We start from the raw sequence: 14,174 nt of genomic DNA on the forward strand, positions 1-14,174 counted from the left end.
AATCCAGCGGAGTTCCCATGCTAGCTTATGCTCTGAGGCGCATTGCTCAGGCCGTGCCGATCCTGTTCCTCGTCAGCCTCATCTCCTTCGGCATCATGCAGCTCGTGCCAGGCGATCCGGCGGCGATGCTCGCCGGCCCCAATGCGACGCCGGCCGAACTGGCGCAACTGCGACAGAACCTCGGGCTGGACAGGTCCTTCCTCGTCCAGCTCGGCATTTTCTATTCGAACCTCCTTCATGGCGATCTCGGTCATTCCCTGATTCTCGGGCAGCCGGTGCTGGAAACGGTCATCGAGCGCTCACCCATCAGCATATCGCTGGCGATCTATTCGCTCGTGCTGACGATCCTGTTCGGCATCTCTATCGGCATGGTGGCCGCGATGCGTCACAACCGCATCCTCGACCAGATCGCCATGGTGATCGCGCTGCTTGGTGTGTCGGTGCCGAATTTCTGGCTCGGCCTCGTCATGATCGTGCTGTTCTCCGTCCAGCTCGGCTGGTTGCCGACCGGCGGCTACATCCCCTTCACCGAGGATCCGCTCGGCTGGCTGCGCAGCGCGACCATGCCGGCGATCGCCATGGCCCTCATGCAGATCGGCCTGCTCGCCCGCCTCACGCGTTCGACCATGCTGGAAATCCTCGGGCAGGACTACATCCGCACCGCGCGCGCCAAAGGCCTCAGGGAAACCACGATCATCGTGCGCCATGCGATGGCCAACGTCCTGATGCCGATCGTCACGGTCATCGGCATGATCCTGTCCGTCCTGTTATCCGGATCGGTCATCGTGGAGACCATCTTCGCCGTCCCCGGAATCGGCGCGTTGTTGGGCAACGCCATTCTCGCGCGCGATTATCCGATGATCCAAGGCGGCTTGCTGTTTGTCGCCTCGGCCCTGCTCCTTCTGAACATTGCGGTTGATCTCATTTATGCATGGCTTGATCCACGGGTGCGCCTCCAATGACACTGGTGACTGATATGGCAGGCGCGGCCGCTATTGTTGAACGCCAATCGTTCTGGAAAAACCGGACGGTGCGGAGGCTTCTGCGCCACCGCTCCTTCATGATCGGGATGGTGCTGTGCCTCCTGGTGACTGTACTTGCGGTGCTCGCACCCGTGATCTCGCCTTTCGATCCGGCGCGGATGTCGATCCGCAACCGCTTCCAGCTGCCATCCGCGACGTACTGGCTCGGCACGGACAATCTCGGACGGGATATTTTCAGCCGCATCGCCTGGGGCGCGCGGTTCAGCCTCGCGATCGGTCTCGGCGTCGTTGTGCTGAACGCCGTGTTCGGGGTCCTGCTCGGCGCGCTGGCTGGCTATTATCGGCGGCTCGACGGCATCCTGATGCGTCTCGCCGACGCGTTGATGGCTTTTCCCTCGGTCCTCCTTGCCATCGGCATCGCGGCCGCCATGGGGCCGTCGGCGATGACCGCGGTGATTTCACTCGCTGTCGTCTATATTCCCCGCACCGCCCGCATCCTGCGCTCGTCGGTGCTGGTGGTGAAGGAAATGGAATATGTGCAGGCGGCGATCGGCGCCGGCGCCCGCGATGTCCAGATCCTTTTCCGGCATATCCTGCCGAACTGCATGGCGCCGCTGATCGTGCAGCTCAGCTTCGTCTTCGCCTATGCGGTGCTCTCCGAGGCCGTCCTCAGCTTTCTCGGGCTTGGCTCGGCGCCGTCCGTACCGAGCTGGGGCATGATGATCGCCGAGGGGCGCGGCTATATCCGCGAGGCGGCGTGGCTGACGATTTTTCCCGGCATCGCGATCGCCGTCACCGTCCTTGGCCTCAACCTGCTCGGTGATGGACTGCGTGACGTGCTCGACCCGCGCGTGAAGCTCCACGACTGAGCCGGCGGTACGCGCCAGGCGCAGAACACCAAAAAGAGAGGCCGCGTGATTATCGTCACGCGGCCTCTCTTTTCGAAGTCTCGTTAGCGGGGCGATGCCGCCCCGCCCCGCTATCATCCCCGCAAATCGCGGACGAGCTTGATGGCCGCCTGGCGGAACATGCCTTCTGCCTCGGGCCCCACGAAGCAGGCCAGTTCCGTCTCGTAACCACCCTCGCCATAAGAATGAGAGAGGGGGAGATAGCCTTCGGTGCCGTTGGTGTAGCCGCCCGTGAAGGTCGTGGTGAAAGGAGAAGCCTCGCGGATCGCCATGCCGGTCGCCGCGAACAACTCGAGCGGCGCGGAAACCAGGACGGTATCGCCGATGCGGATCGCGCGGATCTCGATTGGTACCGTCGTCATCCCGAAGGCCCGCCGCGCCATGGTGAGCATGATATCGGCGCGCCGCGCGCGGAAATGCACGTCGGCGATAGCAGCGTGGTCGGCTGTCTCGCGATCAAGCCCCAGGAATTCCGCGCGGGTGTCCGTCGCCCGCTGCTCAAGGGTTTCGATCGGCTCGAACGGACGCACGGGCAGGTCGACCGTCACCTGCGCCACAGCCAGCGGGGCCGGTGTGTCAGGCAGGACCTCGCGCCGCTTCATGCCGAGCGGCGCGCCGGATTCGACCACATGGCTGAAGACATCGCGATGGTTCAACGGTGATAGCGCGGTCAAGGCGCTCGCTGCATCGGCCGCTATACGGTTACCCATGCGCTCGGCGACGCGCACATCACCGGTCAGCGCTTCATAAGGAATCTGGTCGCCCGCGCAGCCCTGCAGGAAGAGGCAGGTGCCGCCAAGCAGAGCCTCCACGGACCGTTTCATGGCGCCCGGCCATTCGGCGCTGATGGCCGAATTCTGATGCGCCAGGATGATGGGATGGGTGCCATAGCCCACGACGCTCGCGATGGTGTTGCCATCGAGATCATCGAAGCGCAGCACGGTGACGGTCGTATCGCGCTCGCCGCCGGGGTTGGGGCTGACCACGACGCGGCCCTCAGGCGTGCGGAAGCGCCGGTGCACGGTGACCTCGCTCTGGCCATAGCCGGAGGCGAAGCGGGCCGGCTGCAGTGTATCGCAGGCTGTCCTGGCCGCAGCGAGAATGGCCCCGACGGTTTTCTCGCGCCAGGCCGGCATCAGCTCCATGCCCGGCAAATCAGCGGACGCACCGTTGGTGGTTTCAGCATTCCAGACGGGCGCGCTGTGCGTATGCGTGAAGCCGAGGCTGATATGCGAGACCGGAATACCCGTCGCCTTGCCCAGCTGGCCCCGGATGTCGTCCGACACGGACGTCGGCAGGCCGGTCACGTCGATCTCCACGATCAGCACGCGCGTGCCGTCGTTGTCGAGGCAGAGCGCGGTCGCATTGAGAGGAATGTGAATGCGATCGGCCGTCTCCCGCGTGCGGGCGCCCCACAGGGTGTGGGGTATGCCCACGGGTGGCGTCATGTCCTGACGCGCAACTCCCACTTTCAGCATGTCGTTCTCCCGTAGAGCATTTTCAGCAAAAGCGCGAAGCGTTCTTTCGCCTGAAAATCCGTAGAATAAAAGACCGTTAAATCAAAGACTTGGAGTATTTTCCGGTGAATCCGATTCCACCGGAAATACGCTCTCACACGTAGTCGCGGGCGACGGGCGCGCCGCGACAGCCCGCCAGGAAATTGAAGTCACAGCCCTGGTCGGCCTGCAGGATCTGGTCGATGAAAAGGCGCTCGTAGCCGCTGGCCGGCGGTTCCGGCGCGACCCATTCCGCCCGCCGCGCGGCCAATTCTTCGTCCGTGACGTCGAGATGCAGGCGGTTGTTGAGCGCATCGAGCTCGATCATGTCGCCGTTGCGCACCAGGGCGAGCGGCCCGCCGACAGCGGCCTCCGGCGCGACATGCAGCACGACAGTGCCGTAAGCCGTGCCGCTCATCCGCGCGTCGGAAATGCGCACCATGTCGGTGACGCCGCGTTGCAACACCTTGCGCGGCAGGCCCATGTTGCCGACCTCGGGCATCCCGGGATAGCCGCGCGGTCCGCAGTTCTTCAGGACGAGGATGCAGGTCTCGTCCACGTCGAGATCGGGATCGTCGATACGCGCGTGGTAATCGTCGATGTCCTCGAAGACGACGGCCCGGCCGCGATGGGTGAGGAGCGCTGGTGTCGCCGCGGAGGGCTTCAGGATAGCTCCGTTCGGCGCGAGATTGCCGCGCAGAACCATAATGCCACCGTTGTCGGTCAGTCCGTTGTCCAGCGGACGGATGACCTCACTGCTTTCAATACGGGCGTTGCCGTTGTTCTCAGCGATGGTGCGGCCATTCACGGTCAGCGCGTCGCCGTGCAGCAGGCCGGCGTCGAGAAGCCGCCGCAGCACCGCCGGCATGCCGCCGGCATTGAAGAAATCCTCCATCAGGAAGCGGCCGGACGGCATGAGATCGACGATCGTCGGCACGTCGCGCCCAAGCCTGTCCCAGTCATCAAGGCTGAACTCCACCCCAACACGCCCGGCGAGCGCCTGGAGATGGATGACCGCGTTGGTCGAACCGCCGATGGCGGCATTGGCCCGGATCGCGTTTTCGAAAGCCTTGCGAGTCAGGATCTTCGACATGCGAAGATCATCGTTGACCATCTCCACGATCCGACGGCCGCTCATGAAGGCGAGCACGCGGCGGCGTGCGTCGACTGAGGGAATCGCCGCGTTGCCGGGAAGCGTCATGCCCATGGTCTCGGAGAGGCTCGCCATGGTCGAGGCGGTTCCCATGGTGTTGCAGGTGCCGGGAGAGCGGCTCATGGCGCTTTCAGCGGCCGTGAACTCCTCCTCGGAGATGATGCCGGCGCGCATCTCTTCGCTCAGCCTCCAGACATCCGTGCCGGAGCCGAGCATGCGCCCCATGAAGCTGCCGCTCAGCATCGGGCCGGCGGAAACGAGGATGGCCGGGAGGTCGCAGCTTGCCGCCCCCATCAGGAGCGCCGGGGTGGTCTTGTCGCAGCCGACAAGCAGCACGACACCGTCGACGGGATTGGCGCGGATGCCTTCCTCCACCTCGATCGCCGCGAGATTGCGGAACATCATGGCGGTCGGCCGCATGTTAGATTCGCCCAGTGACATCACCGGGAATTCAACGGGGAAGCCTCCGGCCTCATAGACTCCGCGCTTCACTTGCTCCGCGAGGTCGCGCAGCTGGCCGTTGCAGGGGGTGAGCTCGGACCAGGTATTGCAGATGCCGATGACCGGGCGGCCATCGAAAAGATGGGGCGCGAAGCCCTGGTTCTTCATCCAGCTTCGATGGATGAAGGCACCTTTTTCATGCCCGCCGAACCATTCGGCGGAGCGCAGGCGTTTTGGTAATCCCGACATGGAAGCCTCGTTGCGGAAGGTCTCGTTCTTGAAACGGCAGCTTCCAAGATTTCTAAATATGATTTATCGTTAAATCAAGATGGCTTGAAGGGGCCGTGCCGAATAGGGATGGCGAGGTCGTAGCGAAGCATTGTAGATGAACGTGATGAGCAAGAAGCCCGTTGCTGCGCGCCAGACACAGCCGAGCCTACGCCATGTGGCGGAGCGTGCGAACGTGTCGGTGATGACCGTGTCCAACGTCATCAATGGACGCATGGCACGTGTGGGCAAGGAGGTTGCCGAGCGGGTCCGCGCGGCGATCGAAGAGCTTGGCTACCGCCCGCAACGCAGCGGCCGAAGCCTGCGGCTGCAGCGCGAGTTCGCGCTGGGCCTGACGGTGATGCATCCGGACCGCCGCTTCCTCGACGATCCCTATATCACGCAGGTCGCCGCGGGCATGAGCAACTACCTCGCGACAATAGGCTACGGCCTCATGGTCAATGGCCTGCAGGACAGGGAAGCCCTGGCCACCTTCGTAGGCCGCAGCACGGGCTACGACGGTTTCGCGGTCATGGTGTCCGGAGGGCGTGAGGAACGCATCTCGACCTATCGGACGCTCGCGCAGCTCAACTTGCCTATGCTGATCGTGCAGGATCTGCCGCCGGAGGATATGACGGCGGCTAGCTCGATACGCCAGGATGACAAGGGCGGCGCGGCGGCGTTGACAGAGGAGCTGTTGCGCCGAAACGTCCGCCGTCTTTTATGCGTCATGCCACGCCAGATCTGGCCAGGAACGGAGCAACGAGCCGCCGGCATTGCTGAGGCGGCACGCCCCCGGATCGCCGCCGGACAGCTTACGGTCGACTATCTCACCACGCATGAGGAAGATTTTGAGACCTCGGTCGAGGAAATCGTCGCCCGGCTTCAGCAGGGACCGCCTCCGGACGCGATCATGGGCGGCAACGACCAACTTGGCCTCGCGGCTATCCAGGCCGCCACGCGCTGTGGCTTCGAGGTGCCGCGCGACATCATGGTGACCGGCTTCAACGCCTTCTGGTTTCGCAAATTTTCGACCCCCGTGCTCAGCAGTGTGACGTCTCCGGCTTATGAGATCGGCCTGGAGGCCGCGCAGATGCTGGTCGGGGCTATCAACGGCGAGGAGCCCGGCGGCCAGCACAAGCTCCTGCCGGTCCATCCCGCCGCTGGTGGATCGATCCGCCCGGCGGCCGGCGGTAGCGCCGATTTGGAAGATGATGGGCCTCGGCGATCAAGGGATAGATGAGAGTCGAGAGCTTCATTTCTAGAATGGATGGAATAGGCGTTAGAATGCGCTGTTGATTTCTGCTCTGGAAGGGATCATGGAGCGTCTCGATTGCGACCGCATGTTCGTGGCGGTGCTTGATGCCGGCAGCTTTGCTGCCGCCGCGCGGCGGCTCGGCACCAGCAGCGGGCATGCCTCGAAGCTCATTTCGAAGCTTGAGGCCGACCTTGGCGTCCAGCTCCTCAAGCGCACGACGCGGGCGCTTTCGCCGACGGAGGTCGGCCAAGCCTATTATGAGCGCATCAAGACATTGCTCGATGAGTTCGATGCGCTTGACGCCTCCGTGCGCAACGCCTCGGGTGCCCCGGCAGGGCGGCTGCGGTTGACGGCGCCGCTATCCTTCGGCGCCACGCAGCTCGTACCGCTGCTCCTGGACTTCGCGCGGGCCTTCCCCGAGATCCAGCTCGATGTGAGCTTCTCGGATCGCGTTGTAAATCTCGTCGACGAGGGTTTCGACGCCGCGATCCGGATTGGCAAGCCCGGGGACAGCAGCCTCATCGCGCGACGACTGTGCGATGTCCGGGTCGTGCTGGTGGCCTCGCAGTCCTATGTCGCAGCCCGCGGGAGCCCCCGTCATCCCGATGAGCTCGGCGCGCATGAATGCATCATCGACGCCAATTTCCGCGATCCCTTTAACTGGCCATTCCGCCAGGGGGACGGCACCGCCTTGCTGGTGCCGGTTTCTGGACGACTACGCTTCTCCAACGGCGAGGCGTGCCTTGCGGCTGCGGAGGCCGGCTTCGGCATCGCCTATGTGCCAAGCTTCATCGCTGGTCCCAGTCTGCGCGCGGGCCGTGTTGAGCCCCTCCTGCCCGCCATGGAAATGCAGCCGCATGGCCTGTTCGCGCTCTATCCTCCGGGCCGGCATCTGGCGCTGAAGGTGCGCGCGCTGGTCGATTATCTCGTGACGTGTTTTCGGGGCAAGCCAGCGTGGGACGAGGGGTGGTAGCGCCAACAGAGCCGACGGGATTGCTTCCAAATTGGAAGGAAAGCGCGCCATCCCGGCCCGCTAATCATTCCCGACGGCAGGGCGCATTCTACTGCCACCAACACAAGCGCCTCCCCCAAAGGAAATGGACCATGTCCGATTCTCGTACCGCCCCCTACGCCGCCCTTGTTCTGCGGCTTGTGCTCGGTGTGCTGTTTCTCGCGCATGCGGGTCTTAAGCTCTTCGTCTTCACACCTGCCGGAACCGCCGCCTTTTTCGGTTCCCTTGGCCTGCCGGGTTGGCTCGCCTATGTCACAATCGCCTGGGAGATTGTCGGCGCCCTGGCTCTCATTCTCGGCGTCTGGCCACGCCTTGTCGCGATCCTGATGATTCCCGTCCTGCTCGGGGCCATCTTTACGGTTCACGGTCCTGCCGGCTTCTTCTTCACCAATCCAAACGGCGGTTGGGAATTTCTTGGCCTGTGGGTCGCCGGCCTCGCGGCGCTCGCGCTGATCGGCGACGGCGCGTTCGCCCTGAAGCCGACCACCTCGCGCTCGGCCATCTGATCCGCCCTTAGCGGCGCAAACCCTGTTGCCCCTCGCACGGACATTGCCGAAGCGTGGGGCATCCTACAGCCCAAGCAGGAGCATGCATCATGACAACGCCATCAACGCTCGCCATGGGCCGTGTCGCATTGACCGTCAATGATCTCGACGGTGTCAGCGCGTTCTATCAACGCGCCGTCGGGCTTCATCTTCTGCGGGGCAACAGCGAAATGGCCGAACTGGGAGCCGGCGATGCCGTGCTGCTCGAGCTGCGCCGTGACAAGGCCGCGCGCCGCCGCACGCCGCGCGAGGCCGGACTGTTTCATACCGCCTTCCTGCTTCCCACACGTGCCGACCTCGGACGTTGGGCGCGCAACGCCGGCAGCACCCGGACACCCGTCGTCGGTGCGTCCGATCACGATGTCAGCGAGGCGATCTATCTCTCCGACCCGGAGGGTAACGGGGTCGAAATCTACGCCGACCGCCCTGCTGGCAGCTGGCACTGGACGGACGGCGTCGTGGCGATGTCCACGAAGCCGCTCGACATCGAGGGGCTTGTGGCAAGTGCCGGCGACGAAGCGTGGAGAGGCTTCCCCGAAGGCGCGAAGGTCGGGCATGTCCATCTTCAGGTGGGCGCGCTCCCGCCGGCCGAGGCTTTCTATAGCGAGACGCTGGGGCTCGACATTACATGTCGTTACCAGGGCGGCACCTTCTATGCCGCGGATGGATATCACCACCATATCGCGACCAATATCTGGAACAGCCGGGGGGCGACTGAACGCTCCTATCCCTCGACCGGCCTTGCGGACTTCGAAATTCACGTGGCGCCGTCGCGCCTTGCAGCCGTCAGCAGCCCGCTCGGGTGCACGAATGTGGCGTCGCCCGCGCACCTTGATCTCCGGGATCCCTGGGGCACAGCGATCACGCTGCTCGTACGTTGATCTGCGCAGAAGCACGAGACGCGAAGGCGTTGCCCTGGCTGGCGCCTTCCTGCAGCGCGCATTCGCGACGGAAGACCCTACAGAACGGGTTTAACGCGCGTCTCGGATCTTTCACGTTCTGGATTTTTTCAAGCGGAGCAAGTCCGCAACAGACGGACTTGCTCCATGGTTGGCAGGCGCCACGCCACCTTTCAGCCTGGACGCCACCTATTTCGTCTTGACGATCCAGGCGGCGAAGCGGTCGATAAACGTATTCAGAAATGCTTTCGTGCTCTCGTCTGCCACCTCGTTGGCGCTGTCGAAAAGCTCGGGCTTGTAGCAGAAATAGACCTCAGGCTGGCCCAACAGTGCCATGCCGCAGACCGTGACGAGGCCTTTGAGCTCATTCTGCGCCACGGCTGCTCCAATTACGCCCGGGGAAGCACCGATGATCGCCGCGGGCTTGCCTGCCCAGGAATTCTTGCCCCAGGGGCGCGTGCCCCAGTCGATCGCGTTTTTGATCGCCGGTGAGAATGTCCTGTTGTATTCCGGCGTCACGAAGAGGACAGCGTCGGCGGCCTCGACATCGGATTTCATGCGAAGGACCGCTTCCGGCGGCGACTGCCAGAGATCGTCGTTGTAAAGCGGCAAATCCCCAATTTGCACAAAGTTGAAATTGAGGCGATCACTCGCCAGCTTACCAATGCTCTCGGCAAATTTGCGATTGATGGAGTCCCGACGCAGGGAGCCAACGATGACGGCGACATTTTGCATGGCAAACTCTGTATAAATTGGAAACTCAGTTTATATTAGAGACTAAAGAAACTCCCGCAAGACGGCACGTTGCCGTTACCAAGGCACCTCGATGAAACCTACTGCCGTCCACTCACCTGGCAAATGCCACAAGGCCAACGAGGTCATAGCGCTGATCGGTGACAAATGGACGGTGCATATCGTCATGTTGCTCGCAACCGGGAAGCAGCGTTTCAGCGAGATTGAACGTTCTGTGGACGGCATTTCGCGCAAGATGCTGACGACGACGTTGCGTGGCCTGGAGCGTGACGGCTACGTGACCCGTCGCGTGTTTCCGACGATTCCCCCGCGCGTCGAATACGAGCTCACCCCCTTCGGACATGAGCTATCGAGCCCGCTACGTGCGCTCGGGGATTGGGCGGCGGCCAACCATGAACGGGTGCTGGACGCCCGCCAAGCGTACGATCATCGCGAGGCTGTCTGAGGGTGGAAAAAACCTGGTGCAAAAGACATCGCCCAGGCCGCCGCTCCTCTCAAACGTCCCGTCCCATTCGCTTGTGACCCTTCGCTGGCCTTTTTTGGAGCATCGACATGACGAGCAAGGATCCCTTCGATCTCGAGCGCTTCGTCACGGCGCAGGATGGCATTTTCGACGTCGCGCTGGCTGAGCTCCATGCGGGCTGCAAGATGAGCCACTGGATGTGGTTCGTGTTTCCGCAGCTGGGCAGCCTGGGTCGCTCGATGCGCGCCCAGTTCTATGGTCTCGTGTCGCTCGCCGAAGCCAAGGCCTATCTCGCGCATCCTCTTCTGGCGCAGCGTCTCGTATCGGCGACGCAGGCGGTGCTCGCGCATCCTCATCTCACGGCTCATGCCATTTTCGGCACGCCCGACGATATGAAGTTTCACGCCTCGATGACCGTGTTCGCCCGCGCGGATGCCGAGGCATCCTCCCCGTTCCGGCAGGCGATCGAGGTCTTCTTCGGTGGTGCTGAGCATGCACCGACCGTGGAACTCCTTTCTCTTTGAGTGTGAACACATCCGTCTGCCGCGGCCTCTTATTCAGGGGCCCCTGGAATCGAGCGAAAAATACGCTGGCGAAAGGTTGAGCCCTTCGGAAAGATTGCGACGATAAGATATTTGCGTAGAGTTGCATGACGATTTGCGAAGCGCAGGCTGATGTGACCCAGCGGAAAAACCAGAACGATCTCGCCAAGGCCCTTGGTGTCTCTGTCAGCACGATATCGCGGGCGCTGGCGGATGCGCCGGGAATCAGCGAGGACCTACGCGAGCGTGTTCGCCGTCTGGCGCGCGACATGGGTTATGAGGCGAGGGCGGGCAAGGGCGGCATATCCCGCCATGTCCATGCCTATGTCACCCTTGACCGGACAACCGATGGCCTGACGGGATTTTACGATGGGATCGTCAAATGGATGATCGCCGAAGCACGCGCCTCATCCATGACCATCGAGGTGCGTCTCGCCGCTGATCGCACAGAGGACATCAAACGCATCATCGACGACGTGACCACACAGCGCGCCGAGGCGCTCTTCCTTGTGGGAATAGATCCCCCTGTGGAACTGGCGCAACTTCTGCTGGAGAGACGCATTCCGACCGTCCTGGTGAACGGCGCGGACCCCGAAATGCGCTTCGACTGTGTGACCCCGGCTAACTTTTACGGCGCCCAGATGGCCGCGCAGATGCTGATCCAGCAGGGGCATCGCTCGCTCCTCTACGTATCGGGGCATCTGCGCTGGACCACGCTGCAGCGGTTACGGGGGTTCAAGGCGGCTGTCGCGGATGTGCCGGAGGCGAAGCTCTCCATCGTGACCTTGCCAGCGCCAACCCGGGAGCACGTGGAGCGTGTGGTGGACGCGGTGGGGGAGGGCTCCTCGCGGCCGACGGCCATATTCTGCATCAATGATCTTTACGCGGTCAGCCTGATGCAGGCGTTGCATGCTCGCGGCTACGACGTGCCGGGCGACGTTTCGGTGCTCGGATTCGATGATCTGCCTTTCGCCGAGCATGTCACGCCCAGGCTGTCGACGCTTCGGGTCGGGCTACGGGACATCGGCCGGCAGGCGGTCCAGCTGATGGCGCGGCGTTGCGCCGACCCGGAAGCTATCAGACTGCAGATCGAGGTCGCCGTCGTGCCAGTGAAAGGGCAGACGGTCAGCACGGTCGGCAAGAGGCCGGGAAAGCATGTTCCGGATCCGTAGATACCGCGATCGCAAGGATGGCGAGATCGGATAGAGCGCCGTCGCCGCCGGACGACACCTGTCCAGATCCCGAGCCAAGGAAATCAGTTGGCTCGGCCAGGTCATAGCTCGGCCAAGTCACTAGCTCGGCCAAGTCACTAGCCCGGCCAAGCCGTCGGCGCGCACTGGATACAACAACAGCGCTTCAAAGCTATCCCTTCACCGCGCCGGCCATGAAGCTGCCCATGACGCGACGCTGGGTGGCGAGGAACAGCACGACCACCGGGACGACCGTAATTGTCGCGAGCGCCATCGTTGCCTGGAAGTCGACGCCATACTCGCTGTTCAAGGCGGCGAGCGCGACCGGCAAGGTGTAGGTATCCGGGCTTGTCGACAGCACCATGATGGGAAACCACTGTTTCCAATTCATCAGAAACGCGATGAGAACGGCGGTCAGGATGACCGGGCGCGCGATCGGCAGAATGATGAGGGTCAGGATCTGCCATTCGCTCGCGCCGTCGATACGCGCGGCCTCGATCATCTCGTGGGGTATGGTCCTGAAGAACTGGACGAAGATGAAGAAAACCAGGGGCACGAGGCTCATGACCAGCACGATGCCCAATGTGCTGCCCAGCAGTCCGAGCGTGTAGGACACGAAGTATAGCGGAATGACCAGGAGCATACTCGGGTACATGATGGTCAGCAGAAAGCCATAACGTACACTCGTGAACAGCGGGAGCCTGGGATTGCGATAGAGCGCATAGGCGCCAAGCCCCATCACGCAGACGCCGACAGCCGTCGCAAGCATCGTTATCAGCAATGAATTCCACGCGAAGGAGGATAGCGCTGTCCCGCCAATCGTCGCGAGACTGCGAAAGGCCGTTGTATCAAAGCTTTCTGGCAACAACCGCATGGGAGCCGAAAGGATCGCCTCCTGCGTGCGAAATGAACTGACAACCATCCACAGGAAGGGGTAGATGAAGATCGCGGCAACCACAGTCGCGATGCCGTAGAGGATGATCGCGACAGGACGCGAGGTCGGCGCCGCGGTGAATTCGGCGTCATTCATCTGTCCGCACTCCGATCGAGATAGGCGTAGGCACTTGCCGCAAGTCCAAACACGATGACGAACAATATGGTCGCGATAGCTGTCGCCTCGCCGTATTGAGCGCCAGTAAATTTCGTGTAGGCATAATAGGAGATAAAATTGGTCGAGAAATTCGGCCCACCTTTGGTGATGACGAAGATGACCGTAAATGTCTTCAGAAATTCGATGAGGGCATAGACCGTATTGATGGTTATCGCGGGCCGGAGTTGCGGTATCGTGACGAAGATCAGGCGCTGCCGGCCATTGGCGCCGTCGATCTGCGCGGATTCATCCAACGTTTTGTCGAGCAGTTGAAGGTTCGTCAGAAAGATGAGGGTGTAGAGGCCCACATGCTGCCACGCTTCGACAACGAGCAAGGTCGCGAAGGCGCTGACCGGCTGGGTCACGCCGGGAAAGGGAGGCAAACCAAGGCTCAGCAAGGTGTGGTTCACGATGCCGAAGTTCTGGTTGAACATCCACTTCCAGACGATGAAGCTCGCGACATCGGGGGTAATGACGGGCAGGAATATGGCGAGCTTGAAGAGGGTTCTGCCACGCCGCAAGGCCGGATGCGCGAGCAGCACGGCGAGACCGATGGCCGCCGAGACGTTTATGCCGACGGCGAGTACCGTATAGAGCAGGGTGCGCCAAAGCGATGATTGAAATGTGCTGTCCGCCAGCACGGACTGGAAGTTTTCAAGTCCGACATAGACAGGGGCATCGCTCAGAGCCGTACTCGACTCTGTAAAGGCGATACGGATGCTGTCGGCAATTGGCCAAAGACCAAACAGGATGGTCATGACCGCGAATGGCGCCAGGAAAAGATACAGCGTGGCGTGTTGCCAGGCCGTATTGTTCTTCAAGATACGCCGCTCCGCAGGAACGCGATGAAGCGCGACAGATGACATAGGGTTCCCTTATGCCGGACGCTATGTTGTCAGGAATGCTGGAGCCGGGTTCAACGATCCCCCGGCAATCCAACCGCAATTGAGCGGCGATATATGGCAGAAATTCAAAAAACGCGGTCCGCTTGGTGCCGGCGCGCTAAGTTCAATCGACATTCGGCATTCTCAGCTGTCATGGCCGGGCTCGTCCCGGCCATCCCGATGGATCAGGGCGCCTTCCCGGTCGGGGTCTCGGGAACTCGGCTGCTGCCGAGTTCTCTATCAAGATCCGAAATCGTGTAAACTCGATTTCGGCGACAACCCCGGCGATG

14 protein-coding genes are annotated in these 14,174 nt (G+C 62.3%); 9 read left to right on the plus strand and 5 right to left on the minus strand.

Translation table 11 applies throughout. The features are described from left to right. Positions 1-17 precede the first annotated feature (17 nt). Together KIO74_RS22035 and KIO74_RS22040 are read left to right on the plus strand one after the other, a co-directional pair. Positions 18-962, plus strand: coding sequence for an ABC transporter permease (locus KIO74_RS22035; RefSeq protein WP_213336698.1), 945 nt, complete (start codon positions 18-20; stop codon positions 960-962). Beyond that, positions 959-1,852, plus strand: a complete 894-nt coding sequence (locus KIO74_RS22040; protein WP_213336701.1) for an ABC transporter permease — start codon at positions 959-961, stop codon at positions 1,850-1,852. Before KIO74_RS22035 ends, KIO74_RS22040 begins: the two co-directional genes overlap by 4 nt. A 113-nt stretch (positions 1,853-1,965) precedes the next feature. Here the strand turns inward: KIO74_RS22040 and KIO74_RS22045 are convergent, their stop codons facing one another. Both KIO74_RS22045 and KIO74_RS22050 read right to left on the minus strand, forming a co-directional pair. Continuing rightward, positions 1,966-3,369, minus strand: coding sequence for a neutral/alkaline non-lysosomal ceramidase N-terminal domain-containing protein (locus KIO74_RS22045; RefSeq protein WP_213336703.1), 1,404 nt, complete (start codon positions 3,367-3,369; stop codon positions 1,966-1,968). A 133-nt stretch (positions 3,370-3,502) separates the two neighbouring features. Continuing rightward, on the minus strand, positions 3,503-5,230 hold the full coding sequence (locus KIO74_RS22050; RefSeq protein ID WP_213336706.1) for an IlvD/Edd family dehydratase: 1,728 nt from the start codon (positions 5,228-5,230) through the stop codon (positions 3,503-3,505). Positions 5,231-5,375: 145 nt separating this feature from the next. Between KIO74_RS22050 and KIO74_RS22055 the strand changes: the two genes are divergently transcribed. The 4 genes from KIO74_RS22055 (at position 5,376) to KIO74_RS22070 (ending at position 8,944) form a co-directional block, all read left to right on the plus strand. Next, positions 5,376-6,491, plus strand: coding sequence for a LacI family DNA-binding transcriptional regulator (locus tag KIO74_RS22055; protein WP_213336709.1), 1,116 nt, complete (start codon positions 5,376-5,378; stop codon positions 6,489-6,491). A 76-nt stretch (positions 6,492-6,567) separates the two neighbouring features. Further along, the gene (locus tag KIO74_RS22060) at positions 6,568-7,479 is read left to right on the plus strand and encodes a LysR family transcriptional regulator (protein WP_213336712.1); all 912 of its coding nucleotides are present in this window, start codon (positions 6,568-6,570) and stop codon (positions 7,477-7,479) included. A 131-nt stretch (positions 7,480-7,610) separates the two neighbouring features. After that, the gene (locus KIO74_RS22065) at positions 7,611-8,024 is read left to right on the plus strand and encodes a DoxX family protein (RefSeq protein ID WP_213336715.1); all 414 of its coding nucleotides are present in this window, start codon (positions 7,611-7,613) and stop codon (positions 8,022-8,024) included. A gap of 89 nt (positions 8,025-8,113) precedes the next feature. Beyond that, the gene (locus KIO74_RS22070; RefSeq protein WP_213336718.1) at positions 8,114-8,944 is read left to right on the plus strand and encodes a VOC family protein; all 831 of its coding nucleotides are present in this window, start codon (positions 8,114-8,116) and stop codon (positions 8,942-8,944) included. Between the two features lie 207 nt (positions 8,945-9,151). Here the strand turns inward: KIO74_RS22070 and KIO74_RS22075 are convergent, their stop codons facing one another. Beyond that, entirely contained in the window at positions 9,152-9,697 is a 546-nt protein-coding gene (locus KIO74_RS22075) for an NADPH-dependent FMN reductase (protein ID WP_213336721.1), read from the minus strand. 91 nt (positions 9,698-9,788) lie between these two features. Here KIO74_RS22075 and KIO74_RS22080 point away from each other — a divergent pair, with 91 nt between their 5' ends. The 3 genes from KIO74_RS22080 to KIO74_RS22090 all read left to right on the plus strand — a co-directional run bounded on the left by KIO74_RS22080 (position 9,789) and on the right by KIO74_RS22090 (position 11,892). After that, positions 9,789-10,160 (plus strand): winged helix-turn-helix transcriptional regulator, encoded by a 372-nt coding sequence (locus tag KIO74_RS22080; RefSeq protein ID WP_213336724.1) that lies wholly within the window; start codon positions 9,789-9,791, stop codon positions 10,158-10,160. A 107-nt stretch (positions 10,161-10,267) separates the two neighbouring features. After that, complete coding sequence (locus KIO74_RS22085; protein ID WP_213336727.1) at positions 10,268-10,702, plus strand: DUF1810 domain-containing protein; 435 nt, start codon at positions 10,268-10,270, stop codon at positions 10,700-10,702. 125 nt (positions 10,703-10,827) lie between these two features. Beyond that, complete coding sequence (locus tag KIO74_RS22090) at positions 10,828-11,892, plus strand: LacI family DNA-binding transcriptional regulator (protein WP_213336730.1); 1,065 nt, start codon at positions 10,828-10,830, stop codon at positions 11,890-11,892. A 190-nt stretch (positions 11,893-12,082) separates the two neighbouring features. Here KIO74_RS22090 and KIO74_RS22095 read toward each other — a convergent pair whose 3' ends face one another. Both KIO74_RS22095 and KIO74_RS22100 read right to left on the minus strand, forming a co-directional pair. Further along, positions 12,083-12,940, minus strand: a complete 858-nt coding sequence (locus KIO74_RS22095) for a carbohydrate ABC transporter permease (RefSeq protein WP_213336733.1) — start codon at positions 12,938-12,940, stop codon at positions 12,083-12,085. Further along, a complete protein-coding gene (locus KIO74_RS22100) occupies positions 12,937-13,821 on the minus strand; it encodes a carbohydrate ABC transporter permease (RefSeq protein WP_213336736.1) in 885 nt (294 codons plus the stop codon). Before KIO74_RS22100 ends, KIO74_RS22095 begins: the two co-directional genes overlap by 4 nt. Between the last annotated feature and the right edge of the window lie 353 nt (positions 13,822-14,174).

Origin of the sequence: Chelatococcus sp. HY11, from assembly GCF_018398335.1 — a bacterium.
Lineage (GTDB): Bacteria > Pseudomonadota > Alphaproteobacteria > Rhizobiales > Beijerinckiaceae > Chelatococcus.

Bases quoted from the DNA above. Each gene is read 5' to 3' on its own strand.
- KIO74_RS22075 (WP_213336721.1), bottom strand. From the start codon at position 9,697: ATGCAAAATGTCGCCGTCATCGTTGGCTCCCTGCGTCGGGACTCCATC.
- KIO74_RS22055 (WP_213336709.1), top strand. From the start codon at position 5,376: ATGAGCAAGAAGCCCGTTGCTGCGCGCCAGACACAGCCGAGCCTACGC.
- KIO74_RS22040 (WP_213336701.1), top strand. From the start codon at position 959: ATGACACTGGTGACTGATATGGCAGGCGCGGCCGCTATTGTTGAACGC.
- KIO74_RS22060 (WP_213336712.1), top strand. From the start codon at position 6,568: ATGGAGCGTCTCGATTGCGACCGCATGTTCGTGGCGGTGCTTGATGCC.
- KIO74_RS22080 (WP_213336724.1), top strand. From the start codon at position 9,789: ATGAAACCTACTGCCGTCCACTCACCTGGCAAATGCCACAAGGCCAAC.
- KIO74_RS22070 (WP_213336718.1), top strand. From the start codon at position 8,114: ATGACAACGCCATCAACGCTCGCCATGGGCCGTGTCGCATTGACCGTC.
- KIO74_RS22050 (WP_213336706.1), bottom strand. From the start codon at position 5,230: ATGTCGGGATTACCAAAACGCCTGCGCTCCGCCGAATGGTTCGGCGGG.
- KIO74_RS22085 (WP_213336727.1), top strand. From the start codon at position 10,268: ATGACGAGCAAGGATCCCTTCGATCTCGAGCGCTTCGTCACGGCGCAG.
- KIO74_RS22045 (WP_213336703.1), bottom strand. From the start codon at position 3,369: ATGCTGAAAGTGGGAGTTGCGCGTCAGGACATGACGCCACCCGTGGGC.
- KIO74_RS22035 (WP_213336698.1), top strand. From the start codon at position 18: ATGCTAGCTTATGCTCTGAGGCGCATTGCTCAGGCCGTGCCGATCCTG.
- KIO74_RS22095 (WP_213336733.1), bottom strand. From the start codon at position 12,940: ATGAATGACGCCGAATTCACCGCGGCGCCGACCTCGCGTCCTGTCGCG.
- KIO74_RS22065 (WP_213336715.1), top strand. From the start codon at position 7,611: ATGTCCGATTCTCGTACCGCCCCCTACGCCGCCCTTGTTCTGCGGCTT.
- KIO74_RS22090 (WP_213336730.1), top strand. From the start codon at position 10,828: ATGACGATTTGCGAAGCGCAGGCTGATGTGACCCAGCGGAAAAACCAG.